Here is an 18,465-nt window from a genome sequence, read left to right on the forward strand (position 1 = left end):
CTTTGTTGCCAGCGTCGCACCGTACCGGGGGAACGGGCCACTCATGAGCCTCGGTGGGCGACTGCTGGGAAGACGCGAGCAGCGCAAGCGCGCCACACGGCAACTCATCCTCGACGCGGGCTGCGCAACCTTCTCAGAGCTCGGCTTCGATGCCTGCACCATCCGCGATATCGTGCGGCGCACCGGCTTGGCCTCCGGCACCTTCTACAACTACTTCGATACCAAGGAAGCGGTGCTGCGCGAGCTGATCGGCGACGAGATCGGCCGCCTCACCGAGCGTATGCAGGAAGCCCGCCGTCGGGCGCGCGATCCGCACAGCTTCGTGCTCAACGCCTATCGCGAAGCCTTCCGTGCCATCGTCGCGCGGCCGGATCTTTACCGCATCCTGCTGCGCAACGAAGCGGTTGTGCGCGGCATGTACGCCGAGACCGGCTTCGGCGCCAGTCGTCAGGTCCTGCGCGAGGATCTGAGCAAAGCGGTACAGCGCGGTGTGTTGCCGGATATGAATGTCGACTGGCTCAGCGCGATCTTCTTCGGCGGCGCCTACGAAATGGGTCGCAACCTGCTCGAGTCCGATGCCGGCCCGGCCGAGGCAGAGGCCGCCGCCGAATTCATGGCGCGGCTCTTCCTGGGCGGGATCCAGGCCTTCGGCAGTTCGGACTCGCGCTCCTTCAAGCTGCGCCTGCGCCCACCACCGGTTCCGCCATCAGCCGAGCCGAAAGAGTAGGGCCAGCAATGAAAAAGGCCGACAGCTCGCGCTGCCGGCCTTGATGGCTGCTACTACCGGTATCGCGAGCCCTACTGGGCGCGCTCCAGCACGGTGGCAACCCCCTGCCCCATGCCGATGCACATGGTGGCCAGTCCGAACTGCGCGTCCTTTTCGTTGAGGATGCGCGCCAGCGCGCCGCTGATGCGACCACCGGAGCAACCCAGAGGATGGCCGAGGGCGATGGCGCCGCCCTTGATATTGATGCGGTCCATGCGCTCGGTCAGCTTCAGTTCCTTGATCACGGCCAGCGACTGTGCGGCAAAGGCCTCGTTGAGCTCGAAGTAGTCGATGTCCTCAAGCGACAGGCCGGCACGCAGCAGCGCCTTCTTCGAGGCCGGCACCGGGCCGATGCCCATGATGGAGGGATTGCAACCGCTGGAAGCCATGGCGCGCACCTTGGCCAGCGGCTTCAGGCCCAGCACCTTGGCGCGGTCGGCCGACATCACCAGCAGCGCGCAGGCGCCGTCGGAGATCGCCGAGGAGTTGCCGGCGGTCACCGAACCCTTGGGGTTGAAGACCGGGCGCAGCTTGCCGAGGTCGTCAATATTGGCGTCCGCACGCACAACCTCGTCGAAGTCGACCTTGATCGCCATACCGTCGGCGTCGTGCCCATGGATCGGCATCATTTCCTCGCGGAAGGCACCGTCGGTATAGGCCTTCTGCGCCTTCTTGTGCGAGTTCAGCGCGAATTCGTCCTGCTCGGCGCGGCCCACCTGGTGCGTCTGCGTGAGCATCTCGGCGGTCATGCCCATGGCGGCCGAGGCCTTGGAGACGCGCAGCGACAACTCCGGGTTGCCGTCGAAGTTGTAGTCCATCGGCACGTGGCCCATGTGCTCAACGCCGCCGATCATGTAGACCTCGCCCATGCCACCCTTGATGGCGTTGGTGGCAGCGTGAAGCGCGGTCATCGATGAGCCGCACAGCCGGTTCACGGTCTGGCCCGACACGCCGAAGGGCAGCCCGGCCAGCAGCGCCGCCTGGCGCGCGATGTTGAAGCCCTGCTCCTTGGTCTGCTGCACGCAGCCCCAGATGACGTCCTCGATCTCTTCGGGGTCGAGGGCCTCGTTGCGCGTGAGCAGGGCCTTGATCAGATCTGCGGAGAGGTTCTCCGCCCGCACATTGCGGAACACGCCGCCCTTGGAGCGCCCCATCGGGCTGCGTACCGCGTCCACGATCACTACGTCGGTCATGATGAAATCTCCGTCGGGCTACTTGCTGTAGTAGGTCTTGCCGGCTTCGGCCATCTCGCGCATGGTCGGCGTCGGCTCGTAGAGCTTGCCCAGGTGGGCGTACTTCTCGGCCTTTTCGACCACGGTCTTGAGACCGAGACTGTCGGCGTACTTGAGGGCACCGCCGCGGAAGGGCGGAAAGCCGACGCCGAGGATCAGGCCCATATCGGCTTCCTGCGGCGTGCCGACGATGTTCTCCTCGAGGCAGCGTGCGCTCTCGATGATCATCGGCAGCATCATGCGGTCGATGATCTCTTCCTCGTCAAAGTCCTTCTGGCCGTCGGGCTGGACCTCGGCGATCAGCTTGTAGGCCGCGTCGTCCGGCGTCTTCTTGGGCTTGCCCTTGGCATCGGTCTCGTGGCGGTAGAAGCCCTTGCCGTTCTTCTGGCCATAGCGCTCGTTCTCGTACATGACGTCGAGGGCGCTGCGGAACTCCTTGCCCATGCGGTCGGGATAGCCTTCGGCCAGCACGTCGCCGACGTGGTGGCTGGTGTCCATGCCCACCACGTCCTGCAGATAGGCCGGCCCCATCGGCCAGCCAAACTTCTCCATCACCTTGTCGGCCTGGACGAAATCGCAGCCGTCGCGCACCAGCGCCATGAAGCCGCCGAAGTACGGGAAGAGGATGCGGTTGACCAGGAAGCCCGGGCAGTTGTTGACGACGATGGCGCTCTTGCCCATGGCCGTGGCGTAGGCAACGATCGTCGAGATCGCTTCCTCGGAGGTCTTCTCGCCGCGAATCACCTCGACCAGCGGCATGCGATGGACCGGGTTGAAGAAGTGCATGCCGAGGAAGTTCTCGGGGCGCTTCACCGCACTGGCCAGCGCGTCGATGGAAATCGAGGAAGTATTGGAGGCGATGACCGTGTCTTCGCGCACCGAGGCCTCGACCTCGGCCAGCACGGACTTCTTCACCTTGGGGTTCTCGACCACGGCCTCGACGACCGCATCGACGTTGCCGAAGTCGCCGTAATTCAGCGTAGGCCGGATGCTACCCAGCACCTTGCCGGCCTTTTCCTGCGTCATCTTGCCGCGCTGCACCTGCTTGGAGAGCAGCTTGTTAGCCTCCTTCATGCCCAAGTCCAGCGCCGCATCATTGATGTCCTTCATGATGATGGGCGTGCCCTTGGCGGCACTCTGGTAGGCGATACCGCCGCCCATGATGCCGGCACCCAGTACGGCTGCCTGCTTGACGGGGCGCGACGCCTTCTGTGCGGCCTTGGCCTTCTTCTTGATGAGCTGGTCGTTGAGGAAAAGCGCGATGAGCGCGTCGGCGACCGTCGTCTTGGCCAGCTTGGCAAAGCCCTTGGCCTCGATCTTCAAGGCCTCGTCGCGGCCCTTGGTGGCCGCCTTCTGGATGACGTTGATCGCCTCCATCGGCGCCGGATAGTCCTTGCCGGCCTTGCCGGCGACAAAGCCCTTGGCCGTCTCGAAGACCATCATGGACTCGACGCCTTCCAGCATCAGCGGCCCCGTCTTCTGCGCTCGACGCGCCTTCCAGTCGTAATCGCCGGCGTTGGCAGCGGCGAGCAGCTTGAGCGCCGCCTCCTTCAGCTTCTCCGGCGCGACCACGGCGTCGACGGCGTGCACATTCAGGGCGGTCTGCGCGTCGTTCTGGGCGCCGCCGGCAATCCACTCGATGGCATTATCGGCGCCGATCAGGCGCGGCAGGCGCACGGTGCCGCCAAAGCCGGGGATGATGCCGAGCTTGGTTTCCGGCAGACCGATCTGGGCACTGTCGGCCATCACCCGATAGTCGGTGGCCAGACACATCTCGAGGCCGCCGCCCAGGGCGATGCCGTTGATGGCGGTGACCGAGGGGAAAGGCAGATCCTCGATGGCACTGAAGATCTTGTTTGCCTCCAGCCCCCAGTTCGCGATTTCCTCCTCGGAGCGCTCGAAGTTGGCGCCGAACTCGGTGATGTCGGCGCCGACGATGAAGACAGATTTGCCGCTGGTGATCAGCAGCCCCTTGAGATCCGTCTGCTTGCCCAGCAGCTTCGCCACCTCGGCGAGCTCGTCGACGGTCTGCTTGTCGAACTTGTTGACGGAGTCGTTCTCGCGATCGAAGCACAGCTCGGCGACATCGCCCTCAAGCCGCTCGACACGCAGGCTCTTGCCCTTGTACATAGACCTTTCCTCAGCCCGGATGGATTCGGTGAACAGCGATCCCCTTGCGTAGTCGCCGGGATCGCGGACCGCCGCGATGATAACGCCGCCCGCCCGCGCCTGCTGCGCGCAGCGTCACGCTGTGGCCACGCGCGCTATAGTGGTCGGATGAAGTCCGCGCGAAGCGGCGGCCGCTGTTTCGGGCGCGCGCAACGGTCGAGGGGGATCGACAGGCATGCTCAAGAAATTCAAGGATCGACTGCGTACCGGCGCCAAGAAGAGCGCCGCACCCGCTAAGAAGGCCAGCGCAGGGGGCAAGGCGGCACCGGCGAAGAAGGCCCAGAGCGCAGACAAGCCCGCAGCCCGACAACCCGCCGGCAAAGCGGCATCCAGCAAGAAGGCGTCAGTGAAGAAGACGGCAACGAAGAAGGCAACCGCCACGAAGACCGTGGCGAAGCAGCCGGCCGCCGCCAAGAAGGCCACTGCGAAGGCCACGAAAAAAGCTCCAGCAAAGAAGCCGACCGTGCAAAAGGCGCCTGTCGCTAAGAAGGCGACTACTACAAGCAAGAGCGCTTCCAAGGCGAGCGCAAAGAAAGCCTCTACGGCCGGCAAAGCGGCAGGCGGCTCGACCACGAGCAAGGCCGCGAGCAAGGCTCTGGTCGCCAGTGCCGCGAAGAAGGCACGCCCTGCCCGGGTGGCCGACCGCAAGGTAGGCGGCAAACCCGCGGCGTCCGGCAAGAAGACAGCGGCCACTGCCGCCGCTCGCAAGGAGAGCAAAGAGAGCGCAGCTGCCAAGACCGGCACCAAGGCCGCAGCCAAGAAGGCGGGCTCGAACGAGAAGCAGGACTCGCGCCGTGCAGCAGCCACCCAGGGCGTACGGGAAGCCGTTTCCCGCGCTCGCGACAGCGCCCGCAAGACCGCCTCCGGCGCGCGTTCCCGAGCCGAACAGGCTGTCGACGAGGTAGGCAAGCAGGCGCGCGATGTCGCCGACCGAACCAACGAGCGGCTGGCCCGGCTAACCGCCAACGTCAAGCGCCCCGTCGGCACTGCGCCATCGCCCTTCAGCCGTGCCCGCCTGGCCACCAGCCGCGGGCGCAAGGATGCCGAGCAGGGCAAGGTCCCCGACAAGTCGCTACGCCCGGCCCGTCACGACAAGGACGACGACCAGGAATGATCCGCCTCACCCATTCCTCCGCCGCACCGGCCGGAGCACATTAGCGCCGTGCAGCTCAGCATCGACCAGAGCACCCTGCTCTGCCGCCTGCTCGCCGATGCCAGCCGCCAGCGCATCCTGCTCCTGCTCGAAGCCGAAGCGCTGTCGGTCGCCGAGATCACGCAGATCACCCGGCTTTCCCAGGGGCGCGTTTCCACGCATCTGTCACGACTGCGCGCGGCCGGCCTCGTTACCGACGAGCGAGTGAACAACGTTCGCCACTTCCGAGCCAACCTCGGCGATCCGGAAGACCCGGCTACCGGCTTGTGGCAGACGCTGCGCGCACGCATAGACGATCAGCAGGCCGAGTTCGACCGCGAGAAGGCACGCGAAGCCGTGCGCCGCCGTCACGCGGGTACGAGCTGGGCGGAGACGGTGGCTGGCCGCATGGAGCGACACTACTCACCAGGGCGGAGTTGGGAAGCCAACGCGCGCGCGCTGCTCGGGCTGGTGTCGCTGGGCGACGTGCTCGACATCGGCAGCGGCGACGGTGTCGTCCCCGAGCTGCTGATCGAGCGCACGCGCTCCATGACCTGCGCCGATATCAGTCCGACGCTTCTGCGCGCGGCGCGCTCACGCCTGCAAAACGATCCGCGGGCGCGCTTCCTGCAGTGCGATATGAATGCGCTGCCGCTGGCGCCAGCCAGCTTCGATCAGATCCTGCTCATGCACGTGCTGACCTATACGCTCACGCCCGAGCGGGTGATCGCCAACGCCGCCCGATTGTTGCGGCCGGGAGGCACGCTGCTCATCGCCACCCTCGACAAGCACGAGTACGGCATTGCCGAGGAAACCTTCGACCACGTCAATCAGGGCATGAGCCCGGCCACCTTGCAAGGCGAGCTGGAGCGCAACGAGCTAGCGGTCGACTGGTGCGACATTGCCTGTCAGGAAGGACGCCCGCCTTACTTCAAGGTCGTGGTCGCGCGCGCCTGCAAGCGCGCGGGGCACTGAGCCCAGTCAGGCCGCGACGCACGTCTCCAGGTAGACGAAGGCGCTTTCCGGCTCGGCCAGTTGATCCGGGTGGAAGCCCGGCTGCAGATAGGAAAGCAGGGCGCCGCCCACACGCCGTGCCGCACGCGCATTCAGTACGCGCCTTGTTCCCTTCAGCCCGCCCGGCAGCGCGCGCCAGAATTTCCGATCGCCGGCGCTGAACCAGGCGAGCCCTATCAGCGACCAGCCGAGTACACCCGCCGACGCGATCGCGAAGGCTGCCGCGCGCTCGGCGTAACCGCCGCCGTCGGCAACATGCAAGTCGAAGGCAACCGCCTTGTGCTCCAGCTCCTCGGCGCCGTGCCAGCGATGCAGGCGATCCATCTCCGGATCGAGTTCATCCCCCGGAAAACCGGGCATGAATATCTCGCGGCTGAGCACGGCGGTGTAGTGCTCCAGCGCTGCGGTGATCGCGAGCATGCGGCGCCTGCCGAGCGCCGGCGCCAAACGCTTCTCGGCGAAGCCAAAGGATAGCTGCTCGTAGACCCGCGCAAAACGCACAACGGGCAAGCCCTGTTCGGCGAGCCGCTGCCAGAACGCCCGGTGCGCGGCCTGATGCCAGCCCTCCTGCCCCATGAAATCGCGACAGCGCTGGCGGTCGGCTCCCTCCGGCAGACTTTCCAGATACGGGCGCGCGCAGCGGATGAAGAAGCGTTCGCCCTCCGGGATCAGCACGTGGAAGGCGTTGAGATAGTGCGTCAGCAGCGGATTACCCGCCGCCCAGTAGCGTGGCACCTGCGAGAAGTCGAAGCGTGGGTTTCGAACCTTCATTACGAGTGATTCGACTAGCCGTCGACACCGAGGTCGCGGCAGTGCTCCGAGCGCGGCGTGACGTCGGGATCCGGGCCGGTTCCGAGCATGCGATCGACGCTCGTCAGCGTGAAGCCGTACCAGTATTTCTCATTGCGGAAATGGTGCATGCGGTGCGCACGGAACAAGCCCTGGTAATAGCGATTCTGCGGCTGGATGCGCGTATGCACCATGAAGTGCGTCCACTCATAGTTGAGTGCCGCAAAGCCGTAGCCGACCAACGCCGACATCGCCAGAGCCGGATCGGGCGCCGCCCACCAGCCCAACGCCAGCAACAGCGGCCCGAAGGTGAAATGGACATAGGGCGGCAACACGATCAGCTCCGGCCGCCAAGGCTCGCGATGATGCGCTCGGTGGCGGCGGGCAAAGTCCGGATCGACACGACGGCCGAAGATCTCCCACGGCTTCACGTGCAACAGGTGCTTGTGCAGGAACCATTCCAGGAAGGGCCAGACAGTTACGCCGAGCAGCAGCATCAGCGCGTCCGCGGTCTGCCATCCACCCAGGCTGGCGCGCAGACCAATGGCGATGGCGATGAAGCCGGCAATCAGGCGCGGGCTGGGGTAACGCGCCAGGGCGCCAATCGCGGTGCGGTAGTCGGTGATCACCCGCGTACTGGTCTCGGGGCTCGGGCTGGCGTCAGGCGTCAGGTTGCTCATCGGAGTCCTCCTTCTGGATGGGGCTGTCCGGAAGCCGGCGCGCGGCATCGCGCAAGCTCTGTACGTCCTCCGGATCCCGGAACGGCGCGAACATGACGTTGAGCGCCGGCTGGATCAGCGCGTCGAGTGCGCGTCCGTGAATGAGCTGCTCGCTGACATGCAGCGTGAATAGGCCATGCGATACGGCCCAGGCGAGATGCAGCACATCGTCCGGATCGCCGTGCAGCTCGCCGCGATCCACACCGGCCTGCACCACCGATCGCAAGTGGTCGTAAACCCGCTGCCGTGCGTCCAGAAGTTCGGGGAATTCGCGCGGCGACGGCTGGTTCATCGCGAACATCAGGCGGTAGTCGGCGGGCCGCGCGAAAAGATGCGTGAAGGCGCCGGTCGTGATGGCATACAGCCGAGCCACCGGAACATCCTCCGGCCGATCTGCTTGGCAGATAACATCGAGCAATTCGCGAAAGCATTGGCAACGCATGGCAGCCAGCAGATCCGCCTTGTTGCGAAAGAATCGATAGGGCTGCATATGGCTGATGCCGGTATCACGCGCGATCTGCCGGAAGCTCACCGCCGTAAAGCCGCCGTTGCGGTAGCGCCTGAGTGCCGCCGTTGCCAGCTCCTCGCGACTGCCACGGCTGTGACGGGCCGTTGGCAGAGCATTTGTTTCCCCGTCCATGCCTCGCACTTTACGGCGTAAATTTCGCGCGGGTCAAGCACGCCGCGTGGTCGCCCCCCTTCAACTTGTCACGGCTTACCGGCCGGTATTACGATCCGAAGAAGCCGTGCAAACGGGCCGTACATAAAGAAATCAGGGGAGACACCACATGGGACAGCAGACTCTCGGGTACCGCAGCACCTTGGCCGCGGCCACTGCCGCGTTGTTATTTTTGACGCCCGATCTTTACGCCGTAAACATTAACTTCGCCGACGGTGAGCTGCGGCTCAACAATCGCTTCATCGTCGGCGCGGGCATACGCCTGGAGGCCCCGGACAAGAACACCATCGGCAAGCTGAACCTGAATCCGGACCTCTGCCCCGACGACTGCCTCTCCCTGCTACTCGACCCAGAGCCGAACCAACGGCTCGTCGACGCTCCGGGCGCCTTCGTCGGCGCCAACTTCGATGACGGCAATCTCAATTACGACCGCTACGACCTCATCAACGCCCAGGCGCGCCTTGAAAGCGGCCTGACCGTGTTCTGGGGTGACGCCATCCTCAACGTCTCGTCGATGGCCTTCTTCGATTTCGTCAATACGAACTTCCAGGAGACCAACACTGACCTCAACTTCCAGCCGGCGCACATGGAGAGGCCGAACAATCTCGAGCGCACCTCAGGCGCAAGCCTGGATTTGCTGGAAGCCAAGATCAGCTATCCGTTCCAGTTCGCCGATACCTTCTTCGAATTCACCATAGGCCAGCAACGCGTCCGATGGGGCGAATCCACCTTCCTCGCCCTGGGTAGTCTCGATCAGCTCAATCCGCCCGACCAGAATCGGCTCAACTATCCGGGCTCCGATATCGCCAGCGTCTTTCGACCGTCGGGCCTCGCCGTGCTTTCCGGTGAGCTGACGCCGACCTTCTCCGTCGAACTCGTATACCAGTACGACTGGGAGCGGGCGGAGCCGGCGAGCGCGGGCACCTTCTTCTCCACCAACGACATTGCCGGTGACGGGCCTTATGGCGTCATCGGCCTCGGTCAGACTTCCGAGGACCCCCTATTCGTCGGCGGTTTCAAGAACGAGATTGCCCAACTGCTGACCAGCACATCGCTGAACGTTCCCATCGATCACGAATCCGGCGAACCTCGCGATTCCGGGCAGTACGGCGGCCGATTCAGCTGGTACCTGCCCGAGTTCAACGGCGGCACCGGCCTGAATTTTTATGCCTTCAACTATCACGCCCGCCTGCCCTACGCGAGTGTTTTCGCGACCGACGAAAGCTGCCTGCGCACCGCCCCGGGCAACGAGCTTCCCGACTCGGGTGATCTCGCCTTGATCGGGGAATTACTCTCCGGCATCGGTGACCAGATCCCCCGGCTGAACCTGGACGACATCGGCTTGGAAGCGGCCACGGTCCTGTTCAACTGCGGTGGCGGTAACGGCCAAGGGCTCGGGCAAGTGCTTGCCGATGCCATTCCCGGCGAAAACCAGGACCCCCTGCCAGTGGATACGCTGAAAGCCGTTATCGAGTATCCGGAGGACATCCGGATGTTCGGTTTCGACTTCAACACGCAGATCGGCAACTGGTCACTAGCCGGAGAGTACGTCTTCCGCCCGAATCAGCCGCTACTCGTCTCGCTAGCGGACACGATCTTCGCCGGTCTGCAACCGGCGCTACCGGACGAGGACATCAGCCTTGGCGCGCTGGTCGTCCCCAGCAATCGCAACGCCGTCCCCGACTTCGTGCAGACCCGCTATCGCAACGATCCACCCGAGGCCAATCAGTACATTCCGGGCTACGAGCGCTTCAAGACGCACCAAGTGGGGCTGACCGGCATTAGGGTCTTTTCGAGCAGCAATTGGATCTTCGCCGATCAGATCATCCTCCTAACCGAAGCGGGCTTCACTTACGTCCAGGACATGCCCTCACGCGATCGCCTGCAGCTCGAAGGGGGCGGGCCTAACTGTACGCACGCCAGCCCGGGTGCCGACGGTACCGGCCAGCCAGATGGGGAACCGGACCCGCGCAGCTTGAACCCCACGCAGGCGACCAAATGCTTCGCCGACTCCTTCTCCACCGGCTACCGGATCCTGCTGCAGCCGCAGTACAACAACCTTGTCTTCGGTTGGACCTTCAACCCCATCCTGGGCTTCTTCCACGACGTCAAGGGCGTGGGCCCGACGCCGGCGCAGAATCACGTCGAAGGGCGCATGCAGCTGCTTGCGGGCAGTGAAGTCACCTTCGCGCAGGGGCTTCGAGGCCGACTGCTTTATCAAGGCTACTACATGACCGGCAGCGAGGATCGCGTCAGCCTACTCAAGGATCGCGACCATCTCTCGCTGCATCTGGAGTACAACTTCTGACTCCAAGCCGTTGGAAGCAAAGAAAGGCCGCCCGTGAGGCGGCCATTTTCTTGAATGGTGGAACTATCGTGGAAATATAGTGGAACGGCCTCGAAGAGCCGCTCTAACTACTTGATTTTGGTCGGGACGGCAGGATTTGAACCTGCGACCACCTGCCCCCCAGGCAGGTGCGCTACCAGACTGCGCTACGCCCCGATTGTTCGCCCAATTCTATACCGATGCCAACTTGGCCGCGATCACTAAGCTCGGCTCCCGCCTCGCCAAGTGATCCGGCCCGGGCCGCCCTGGCCCGGGCGTTCACCCCGCTGCGAATGGCCACCAGCCATTCGGTCGGGCTGAACCCAGACTGCGCTACGCGCCGAGCGTATGCATTATTTCACAAGTTGTCTCTCATTGGCGCCGTAACGAAGCCTAAAGTTGCCCTTCGCGGAGCGCCGACGCCCCTTCAGAGGGAAGCTGATCGGCAAAATGCGAGACCGAAAAATTATCGCACAACTGCCACGAGCGAACGCGCGTCAGAAGCGCTCGATGAGGCGGAGCATAGCCTCCAGCTCCTTGCGAATCTCGCGCAGCGCATCCTGCTGGTCGGAGCCGCTGCCGCTGGTGACTGCCTTGCCCTGCTTTAGCGCTGCGAACTCCTGCAGGCGCTGGCGCGCGCCGCTGATGGTGAAGCCCTCCTCGTACAGCAGGTGTCGGATGTTGCGGACGGTGTAGACGTCCTCGCGCTGGTAGTAACGCCGGTTGCCCCGCCGCTTCGAAGGCTTAAGTTGCGGGAACTCCTGTTCCCAGTAGCGCAGCACATGCGGCTTGACGGCGCAGAGCTGCGCAACCTCGCCGATAGCGAAATAGCGCTTCTCGGGAACCGGCGGCAGCTGCGGTTCGCCCTCGGGAAGCGGATGCGCGCTCTGGCTCATCGGCTAGCCGTCCACACGCAGGCGCAGTTTCTGGCCTGGGCGGAAGGTCACGACACGACGCGCGGTAATAGGAATCTCTTCACCGGTCTTGGGGTTGCGTCCGGGGCGTTGCGGCTTGTCGCGCAACTCGAAATTACCGAAGCCGGAAAGCCGGACGGTTTCGCCACCGGCAAGCGCTTCTCCCAGGGTATCGAAGAAGAGGTCCACGATCTCTTTGGCCTCGCGCTTATTGAGACCTACGTGATCATGTAGCGCTTCCGCCAACTCCGCCTTCGTCAGTGCCAAGACCTATCCCCGAATGCGCGCGCCCCATTGCCGACGCGCGGCTTCCACGATTCCCTGTGTCGCCTCATCGACGCGCTCATCGGTTAGCGTGCGCGAATAATCCTGAAATATCAAGCCCAAGGCCATGGCTTTGCAGCCATTTTCCAGACCTGCGCCTTGATAGACGTCGAAGACGACGATATCGCGCAGGAAGGCCGGTGCAGCTTCGCGCGCGGTAGCCAGCAGATCAGCGCACCGCACATCCTCGGCGACGACCAGGGAAAGGTCCCGCCGCGACGATGGGTACTCGGGCACTTGCGGTTGCCACGGTAGCGTCCGCGGCCGCAGCACGGCCAGATCGAGCTCGAAGAGCAGCAGGCTTTCGGGCACCTCTACGCGCGCGGCCAGCTGCGGGTGAATCTGCCCCATCCAGCCCAGCACCTCGCCCTCGCGCAGCAGCTGCGCGCAGCGACCTGGGTGCAGCGCCGGGTGACGCCCAACTTCGACGTCCATCTGCGGCGCGATCGCCTGTAACTCGCCCTTCAGATCGAAGAAATCGACGGCTCCATCGCGCTCGTCCCAGTGCTCCGGGCGCGCGCGCCCGAGCATGGCGCCGGCGAGGCATTCGCGCTCGCGCACATCCGGATGCACGCCGGGTGCCGCCTCGAAGACGCGGGCGATCTCGAAGAACCGCAGCCGCCGTTGCTGGCGGCTGACGTTATGACGCACCACCGGCAGCAGGCTCGACCAGAGCGTGCTGCGCATGGTGTCGTAGGGTTCGGCAATGGGGTTGTCCACCGGGATGCGCGCGGCCTCCGGGCGCAGCGCGGCATCCAGCCCGCCCTCGACGAAACTGTAACTGACGACTTCCGAGAAGCCGCGAGCTACGAGCTGAGCGCGCAGCTCGGAGTCGCTGCGCCGGCCTTCAGGCAACGCGCGCGGCGCAATCTGAACGGCGTAATCGGACGCCCCGATCTCGTCGTAGCCGATCACGCGCGCAACTTCCTCGACCAGATCGACCTCGCACGCGATGTCGTAGCGCCAGGAAGGCGCGACCACGTCCCAGCCATCGGCTGTCTCGCGCACCGTCATGCCCAGGCTTTCCAGAATGCACTGCACGCGTTCCCCCGCAACCGTCACGCCGAGCATGTCGTCCAGCCGCTGCCGGCGCAGGGTCACCGGAGGCGCTTGCACACTCTCCCCCTCGGCGATCACCGCCGCGCCGGCCGTACCACCCGCGAGCTCCAGGATCAGCGCTGTGGCGCGATCCAGCGCGCGCCGCGCCAGCGCCGGATCAACGCCGCGCTCGTAGCGATGCACGGCGTCGCTGTGCAGTTTGTGGCGCCGGCCGGTCCCGGCAACGGCCTCCGGCACGAAGCAGGCGGACTCCAGGAAGACCGCGCCGCTGTCCGCGCGCATCTCCGCGCGCTGGCCACCCATGACGCCAGCCAGAGCGACGGCGCCGTCGCCGTCGGCAATCACCAGCTCGCCATCATTCAGCGTGTAGCTTTCGTCGTTAAGCAGGTGCACGGTCTCGCCTGGCGCGGCGCGCCGAACGCGCACCGTACCGCGCAGCGCGGCATCGTCGAAGGCATGCAGCGGCTGACCCAACTCCAGCATGACGTAGTTGGTGATATCGACCACCAGCGAGACGCTGCGCAGCCCGCTGCGCCGGAGACGCTCGCGCAGCCAGTCCGGCGAGCGCCGCGTCGCGTCCACGCCGTGGATACGGCGCCCCCAATAGACCGGACACAACGCCGGCGCTTCGATCGCCACCGTACGCGCATCAACCGCACCATCCTCCGGGATGTCCGTCGGGGCCGGCCCCACGGGCAACTGCTGCTCTTCCAGGGCCGCCGCCTCGCGGGCTACGCCGAGCACGCTCAGGCAGTCGCCGCGATCGGGCGTCAGCTCGAATTCGATGACGGTGTCGTCCAGCCCTAACCATTCGGCGAGCGGCTGGCCGGCGGGCGCGTCAGGATCCAACTCCAGCAGACCTTTGCTACTGTCGGCCAGCCCCAGCTCGGCCGCCGAACAGAGCATGCCGGCCGAAGCCACGCCACGCAGCTCGGTTGCCTCGATGGCGCGCCCGTCGGGCATCCGGCTGCCGGGCAGCGCCAGCGGGGCCGCCATGCCTTCGCGCGCATTGTCGGCCCCGCAGACGATCTGCCGCGGGCTGCCGCTGCCGTCGTCGACCGTGCAGACACGCAGCTTGTCGGCTTCCGGGTGCGCAGCGACGCTGGTGATGTGGCCAACAACCACGCCATCCAGCCGCGTGTCCGAGCTTGCCGGCAGCACCTCGCATTCCAGCCCCGCCAGTGTGAAGCGCTCGGCCCATGCTTCCGGCGCCAGCGGCGCACCGAAACGTTCGCTCAGCCAGTTCATCGAAAGCTTCATGCCGCTGCTCCGAAGCTGTCCAGGAAGCGTTGATCGTTGGCGAAGAACTGGCGCAGGTCATCAACGCCGTAGCGCAGCATGGCGAAGCGCTCCACGCCTATGCCGAAGGCGTAGCCGCTGTAGCGCTCGGGATCAATACCGACAGCCTCGAAGACATTGGGGTGCACCAGGCCGCAGCCGAGCACCTCCATCCATCCGCGCTCGCCGCGAATATCGACTTCGGCCGAAGGCTCGGTGAACGGAAAGTAGGAGGGCCGGAAGCGAACCTCAACTTCTTTCTCGAAGAACAACGCAAGAAACTGTTTTAGATCATGTTGAAGCTGCCGGAAGCTCACCTTCTCGGCAACGTACAGCCCCTCCACCTGGTGGAACATCGGCGAGTGCGTGCGATCCAGATCGACGCGATAGACGCGGCCCGGACAGATGATGCGGATGGGCGGCGCACGGTCGCGCATGGTGCGGACCTGCACCGGCGAGGTGTGCGTGCGCAGGAGATATTCACCGCCGCGCACGTAGAAGGTGTCCTGCATGGCGCGCGCCGGATGCGCCGGCGGAATATTCAGCGCCTCGAAGTTATGGTGATCATCCTCGATCTCGGGCCCGGTCTCGGTACTGAAACCGAGCTGGCCGAAGATAGCCTCCATGCGCGCAATGGTGCGACTGATGGGATGCGCCGCGCCCAGCGACTCACCACGCCCTGGCAGCGTCACATCAATCCGCTCGGCCTCAAGCCGTGCTTCGGCCTCCGCGGTTTCGAGCGCCTCACGTCGAGCAGTAAGCGCCGCCTGGGCTTCCTGCTTGGCGCGGTTGATGTGCTCGCCCATCTGCTTGCGCTCTTCGGCGGGCAGACCGCCGAGCTGCTTGAGCAGGGCGGTCAAGCTGCCCTTCTTGCCGAGCAGAGCGACCCGCAGCTGCTCCACCGCAGCGGTATCGGGCGCCTGCGCGATATCGCGCCGCGCCGCTTCGAGTAGTGCCTCCACCTCGTCTTGCATGAGTCTTCCTGAAACTAAAAAGGGAGTGGCGGGGCCACTCCCTTCGGACTGAAAGCTGCTTGACGCGCCCGCGAGGGGTAGCGCCTCAGTCGAGTGCGGCCCTGGCCTGTTCCGCCAGCGCCGCAAAAGCCGGCTTGTCATGCACCGCCAGATCGGCGAGCACCTTGCGATCGAGCTCTACACCTGCGCGCTGCAGGCCGTTGATGAAGCGGCTATAGCTCAGCCCCTGCTCACGCGCACCGGCGTTGATGCGCTGGATCCAGAGGGCGCGGAACTCGCGCTTCTTGGCCTTGCGATCGCGATAGGCGTACTGCCCGGACTTGATGACGGCCTGCTTGGCAACGCGATAGACGCGCGACCGCGCGCCCCGATAGCCCTTGGCCTGCTCCAACACCTTCTTGTGACGTGCGCGTGCGGTTACGCCCCGCTTGACTCGTGCCATGGTTCAGACTCCTCAGCTGTACGGAAGAAGCTGGCGCGCTTGGCGCACGTCAGAGGCGTGCATCGTGCGCACGGTGCGCAGCTGACGCTTACGCTTCGACGGCTTCTTGGTGAGGATGTGGCGACGGTGTGAGGCGGCGCGCTTAAAGCCGCCCCCTCCCGTCCGCGTGAAGCGCTTGGCAGCGCCGCGATTGGTCCTGATCTTGGGCATCGTGTTTCCCTCTACTGTCTTCGATTGACACCGTCACCGGCAGCGCAAGGCATTTAGAAAGCCGGGAACAGCTTGTGATGCCGCCCTATGCGACGGGCTGGCGTTTCTTCGGAGAGACCACCATCACCATCTGGCGACCCTCCAGCTTGGGCATCTGCTCGACCTGGACTTGATCGCCCAGCTCTTCGCGGACCCTTTCGTGAAGCTCTCGACCAATCTCCGGATGTGCCATCTCGCGACCCCGGAAGCGCACGGTCACCTTGACCTTGTCGCCTTCTTCGATGAAGCGCAGGACGTTGCGCATCTTCGTGTTGTAGTCGCCATCATCGGTATTCGGCCGGAACTTGACCTCTTTGACCTGAATCTGCTTCTGCTTCTTGCGCGCCGCCTGCTGGGCCTTGTCCTTCTGATAGATGAACTTGCCGTAGTCCATGATCTTGCAGACTGGTGGGTCCGCATTAGGCGAAACCTCGACGAGATCCATGTTGGTCTCGGTTGCCCTAGCGAGCGCATCACGCGTCAACATGACGCCGACCTGTTCTCCGTCCGGACCGATCACACGCACCTTGGGTGAAGAGATGTCGCCGTTCCGACGGTCGTTGCGATCCTGCGCGATGGTGATTTTCCTCGATTGATCTACGAAAAACGCGCCCGGCTCACGGACGCTTGGCCGGCGGATTGTACTGAGTCATTCCGGTCGGCGCAATCGCTCTGAGCGTGCAGCGGCGGGACTCTCAGCCCTTTACCGGGCGGACAGATAGCAACTCAGATGCGCGTGCACCAGTTCGTGGCACAAACGGCGACAAGTCGACTGGTCCATGGGTTCGTCCTTGCTCCACCAGCGCAGCAGCGACTCGCAACTACCGATCATCGCAATCGCATAGGGCCAGGCTTCGGAGACTTCTGCTTCGCTGGCCGTTGCCCCGGCGTCGCCGTCGCGTTGCCGCCCCACCTCGACGTAGGTGCGCGCGATGAAGCCGCTGACGCGCTCGCGGAACGCCGTGATGTCCACCAGCCCGTCCGGCCCCACCCGCTCGTTGTAGACCACGGCCCAGGAAGCGCGTTGCGAGAAGACGAATTCGAGAAGTGCATCGGTCCCGGCGGCCAGGCGCCGATCAGCGTCGCGCTCTTCCATCAGCCCTTCCACCAGACGCACGATATGGTTACCGGCGCGCTCGACGGTGGCCCGATACAGCCCCTCCTTGGAGCCGAAATAGGCGTACAGCATGGGCTTGGTGACCTGCACGCGCGCAGCAATATCCTCCATCGAGGCAGCATGAAATCCGCGCTCGCTGAACACTTCGGTGGCCGCGTCCAGCATCTGCGGCTCGCGCTCGGCACGGGGCACACGCTTGCGTTTGGCTTTCGCCGGTTTATCGGTTGAACGGTCGGTAGGTTCGGTCGTGGTCTGCTGCATCGTTATCCGTTGTCGAGTCCATGAATGCGCATACGCGCCTCGTCCCGCCGCCGTCTCCCGCCTTATAGCGAGCGATCAACGCGCGAATATACTGCCGCCACTTTCTGGACGCTACCTCCTTTCGGGTAGCTTCAACCCTGCCCGGTGCCAGCGCCCAACAGTGGACGCCCATGCCGTGAAGCACGCTCCTGAGGCCGGCACGCCGCCCAAAGCGCTTCACCCAACTCGCTTAGCTGAAGGCTTGCGAAGCGTAGCCGCGGTCGCTGCTTCGCGCTGCGCCATTGCGTCAGCGCCGCGTGCACGGCCAGGTGATTCTGGAGGCTACCGTGGACAGCCTTCGTCACCGTCGCCGGCTCGCGCTCGATCAGCAAGCCGAGCGCGGCCATGCGCTGCAGATAGTGCGGTGCCATTGCCGGCAGCTTGAGGCGAACCTCTTCCTCCAGCAGGCTGAAATAGCCGGAAAGGCGCTCTCCAACCCCGCCCAGCCGGCCGCCCGCCTCCAGGTGGAGAATCGCGCGCGGCGCGCCGTCACTGAAGCGCGTCAGCAGCAGTGCTTCATCCGGCGTGAGCTGGCGCAGCAGGCTCGTGTAAAGCGACTCGCGGGCGTCGTCGGCACTCTGACGCTCGGCCATGCCGAGCAGCTCATCGAGCAGCTGCGCGGGCGGCTCATGCACCGGAATGTAAAAAGCGCGCTGCGCCTTTGCGTCGCCGCCTCGCGCCCTGCTGCCCCCGCCCGCCGCGCGCTCGCGGCTCTGCAAGCGGTCGCTGACACCGCTGACCAGCCGATCCTCCAGCGCCCGCGCGCGCCGCTCGACGGCGTTCACGATGGCGAAGCGCCGGCCGACCTGGCCGGCGTAGCGCATCACCGCTGCCGCGCCGGACACCAATCCCCCCTCGTCGTCGGCCTCCGCCGCCTCGGCGCGGCGCGCGTGCAGACGCTGTCGCGCCGCGTCCTCCGCCCGCTCTCGGTCCTCGCTCATGCCGCCCTCAGTTTCGCTGCCCAATGGACCCCATTCTCGCG

18 protein-coding genes and 1 tRNA gene are annotated in these 18,465 nt (G+C 65.0%); 4 read left to right on the plus strand and 15 right to left on the minus strand.

The features are described 5' to 3' along the window. Positions 1 to 43: 43 nt before the first annotated feature. Complete coding sequence (locus U743_RS08010; protein ID WP_052367717.1) at positions 44 to 727, plus strand: TetR/AcrR family transcriptional regulator; 684 nt, start codon at positions 44 to 46, stop codon at positions 725 to 727. 71 nt (positions 728 to 798) lie between these two features. Here the strand turns inward: U743_RS08010 and fadA are convergent, their stop codons facing one another. Both fadA and fadB read right to left on the minus strand, forming a co-directional pair. Then, positions 799 to 1,959: an acetyl-CoA C-acyltransferase FadA gene (gene fadA / locus U743_RS08015; RefSeq protein WP_043767154.1), complete on the minus strand. Its 1,161-nt coding sequence runs from the start codon at positions 1,957 to 1,959 to the stop codon at positions 799 to 801. An 18-nt stretch (positions 1,960 to 1,977) separates the two neighbouring features. Continuing rightward, positions 1,978 to 4,128 (minus strand): fatty acid oxidation complex subunit alpha FadB, encoded by a 2,151-nt coding sequence (gene fadB / locus U743_RS08020; protein ID WP_043767156.1) that lies wholly within the window; start codon positions 4,126 to 4,128, stop codon positions 1,978 to 1,980. 214 nt (positions 4,129 to 4,342) lie between these two features. Between fadB and U743_RS18730 the strand changes: the two genes are divergently transcribed. Next, entirely contained in the window at positions 4,343 to 5,281 is a 939-nt protein-coding gene (locus U743_RS18730; protein WP_156966373.1) for a hypothetical protein, read from the plus strand. A gap of 48 nt (positions 5,282 to 5,329) precedes the next feature. Further along, positions 5,330 to 6,274, plus strand: coding sequence for an ArsR family transcriptional regulator (locus U743_RS08030; RefSeq protein ID WP_043767158.1), 945 nt, complete (start codon positions 5,330 to 5,332; stop codon positions 6,272 to 6,274). Positions 6,275 to 6,280: 6 nt separating this feature from the next. On the opposite strand, the gene U743_RS18055 is transcribed toward U743_RS08030, so the two are convergent. From U743_RS18055 to U743_RS08045, 3 genes are read right to left on the minus strand one after another with little or no spacing between them, the layout of a single operon-like run. Beyond that, positions 6,281 to 7,084 carry a metal-dependent hydrolase gene (locus U743_RS18055; protein WP_052367723.1) on the minus strand — a complete coding sequence of 268 codons (804 nt, stop codon included), beginning with the start codon at positions 7,082 to 7,084 and terminating at the stop codon, positions 6,281 to 6,283. 14 nt (positions 7,085 to 7,098) lie between these two features. Further along, positions 7,099 to 7,782, minus strand: a complete 684-nt coding sequence (locus U743_RS08040) for a sterol desaturase family protein (RefSeq protein WP_052367724.1) — start codon at positions 7,780 to 7,782, stop codon at positions 7,099 to 7,101. Next, complete coding sequence (locus U743_RS08045; RefSeq protein ID WP_043767161.1) at positions 7,763 to 8,461, minus strand: TetR/AcrR family transcriptional regulator; 699 nt, start codon at positions 8,459 to 8,461, stop codon at positions 7,763 to 7,765. The genes U743_RS08040 and U743_RS08045 overlap by 20 nt, the downstream gene beginning before the upstream one ends. A gap of 148 nt (positions 8,462 to 8,609) precedes the next feature. Here U743_RS08045 and U743_RS08050 point away from each other — a divergent pair, with 148 nt between their 5' ends. Next, positions 8,610 to 10,808: a DUF1302 domain-containing protein gene (locus U743_RS08050; protein ID WP_043767163.1), complete on the plus strand. Its 2,199-nt coding sequence runs from the start codon at positions 8,610 to 8,612 to the stop codon at positions 10,806 to 10,808. A gap of 118 nt (positions 10,809 to 10,926) precedes the next feature. Here U743_RS08050 and U743_RS08055 read toward each other — a convergent pair. From U743_RS08055 to U743_RS08100, 10 genes are all read right to left on the minus strand, one after another. Continuing rightward, a tRNA-Pro gene (locus U743_RS08055) sits at positions 10,927 to 11,003 on the minus strand. A gap of 320 nt (positions 11,004 to 11,323) precedes the next feature. Next, complete coding sequence (locus tag U743_RS08060) at positions 11,324 to 11,722, minus strand: MerR family transcriptional regulator (RefSeq protein ID WP_043767165.1); 399 nt, start codon at positions 11,720 to 11,722, stop codon at positions 11,324 to 11,326. 3 nt (positions 11,723 to 11,725) lie between these two features. After that, positions 11,726 to 12,007 (minus strand): integration host factor subunit alpha, encoded by a 282-nt coding sequence (locus U743_RS08065; protein ID WP_043767167.1) that lies wholly within the window; start codon positions 12,005 to 12,007, stop codon positions 11,726 to 11,728. A 3-nt stretch (positions 12,008 to 12,010) separates the two neighbouring features. Then, a complete protein-coding gene (gene pheT, locus U743_RS08070) occupies positions 12,011 to 14,383 on the minus strand; it encodes a phenylalanine--tRNA ligase subunit beta (protein WP_043767169.1) in 2,373 nt (790 codons plus the stop codon). Then, positions 14,380 to 15,375 carry a phenylalanine--tRNA ligase subunit alpha gene (gene pheS, locus U743_RS08075; RefSeq protein WP_043767171.1) on the minus strand — a complete coding sequence of 332 codons (996 nt, stop codon included), beginning with the start codon at positions 15,373 to 15,375 and terminating at the stop codon, positions 14,380 to 14,382. Before pheS ends, pheT begins: the two co-directional genes overlap by 4 nt. 85 nt (positions 15,376 to 15,460) lie before the next feature. Continuing rightward, positions 15,461 to 15,817: a 50S ribosomal protein L20 gene (gene rplT / locus U743_RS08080; RefSeq protein ID WP_043767174.1), complete on the minus strand. Its 357-nt coding sequence runs from the start codon at positions 15,815 to 15,817 to the stop codon at positions 15,461 to 15,463. Between the two features lie 12 nt (positions 15,818 to 15,829). Beyond that, positions 15,830 to 16,027, minus strand: coding sequence for a 50S ribosomal protein L35 (gene rpmI / locus U743_RS08085; RefSeq protein ID WP_043767176.1), 198 nt, complete (start codon positions 16,025 to 16,027; stop codon positions 15,830 to 15,832). A gap of 85 nt (positions 16,028 to 16,112) precedes the next feature. Continuing rightward, positions 16,113 to 16,649 carry a translation initiation factor IF-3 gene (gene infC / locus U743_RS08090; protein WP_084191440.1) on the minus strand — a complete coding sequence of 179 codons (537 nt, stop codon included), beginning with the start codon at positions 16,647 to 16,649 and terminating at the stop codon, positions 16,113 to 16,115. A 120-nt stretch (positions 16,650 to 16,769) separates the two neighbouring features. After that, positions 16,770 to 17,444 carry a TetR/AcrR family transcriptional regulator gene (locus U743_RS18060; protein WP_052367726.1) on the minus strand — a complete coding sequence of 225 codons (675 nt, stop codon included), beginning with the start codon at positions 17,442 to 17,444 and terminating at the stop codon, positions 16,770 to 16,772. Positions 17,445 to 17,575: 131 nt separating this feature from the next. Continuing rightward, positions 17,576 to 18,424: an Abi-alpha family protein gene (locus U743_RS08100; protein ID WP_156966374.1), complete on the minus strand. Its 849-nt coding sequence runs from the start codon at positions 18,422 to 18,424 to the stop codon at positions 17,576 to 17,578. Between the last annotated feature and the right edge of the window lie 41 nt (positions 18,425 to 18,465).

It is taken from the genome of Algiphilus aromaticivorans DG1253 (assembly GCF_000733765.1).
GTDB classification, from domain to species: domain Bacteria; phylum Pseudomonadota; class Gammaproteobacteria; order Nevskiales; family Nevskiaceae; genus Algiphilus; species Algiphilus aromaticivorans.

Bases quoted from the DNA above. Each gene is read 5' to 3' on its own strand.
- U743_RS08045 (WP_043767161.1), bottom strand. From the start codon at position 8,461: ATGGACGGGGAAACAAATGCTCTGCCAACGGCCCGTCACAGCCGTGGC.
- pheS (WP_043767171.1), bottom strand. From the start codon at position 15,375: ATGCAAGACGAGGTGGAGGCACTACTCGAAGCGGCGCGGCGCGATATC.
- fadA (WP_043767154.1), bottom strand. From the start codon at position 1,959: ATGACCGACGTAGTGATCGTGGACGCGGTACGCAGCCCGATGGGGCGC.
- U743_RS18730 (WP_156966373.1), top strand. From the start codon at position 4,343: ATGCTCAAGAAATTCAAGGATCGACTGCGTACCGGCGCCAAGAAGAGC.
- U743_RS18060 (WP_052367726.1), bottom strand. From the start codon at position 17,444: ATGCAGCAGACCACGACCGAACCTACCGACCGTTCAACCGATAAACCG.
- U743_RS18055 (WP_052367723.1), bottom strand. From the start codon at position 7,084: ATGAAGGTTCGAAACCCACGCTTCGACTTCTCGCAGGTGCCACGCTAC.
- fadB (WP_043767156.1), bottom strand. From the start codon at position 4,128: ATGTACAAGGGCAAGAGCCTGCGTGTCGAGCGGCTTGAGGGCGATGTC.
- U743_RS08100 (WP_156966374.1), bottom strand. From the start codon at position 18,424: ATGAGCGAGGACCGAGAGCGGGCGGAGGACGCGGCGCGACAGCGTCTG.
- U743_RS08050 (WP_043767163.1), top strand. From the start codon at position 8,610: ATGGGACAGCAGACTCTCGGGTACCGCAGCACCTTGGCCGCGGCCACT.
- U743_RS08010 (WP_052367717.1), top strand. From the start codon at position 44: ATGAGCCTCGGTGGGCGACTGCTGGGAAGACGCGAGCAGCGCAAGCGC.
- U743_RS08040 (WP_052367724.1), bottom strand. From the start codon at position 7,782: ATGAGCAACCTGACGCCTGACGCCAGCCCGAGCCCCGAGACCAGTACG.
- U743_RS08060 (WP_043767165.1), bottom strand. From the start codon at position 11,722: ATGAGCCAGAGCGCGCATCCGCTTCCCGAGGGCGAACCGCAGCTGCCG.
- pheT (WP_043767169.1), bottom strand. From the start codon at position 14,383: ATGAAGCTTTCGATGAACTGGCTGAGCGAACGTTTCGGTGCGCCGCTG.
- rplT (WP_043767174.1), bottom strand. From the start codon at position 15,817: ATGGCACGAGTCAAGCGGGGCGTAACCGCACGCGCACGTCACAAGAAG.
- rpmI (WP_043767176.1), bottom strand. From the start codon at position 16,027: ATGCCCAAGATCAGGACCAATCGCGGCGCTGCCAAGCGCTTCACGCGG.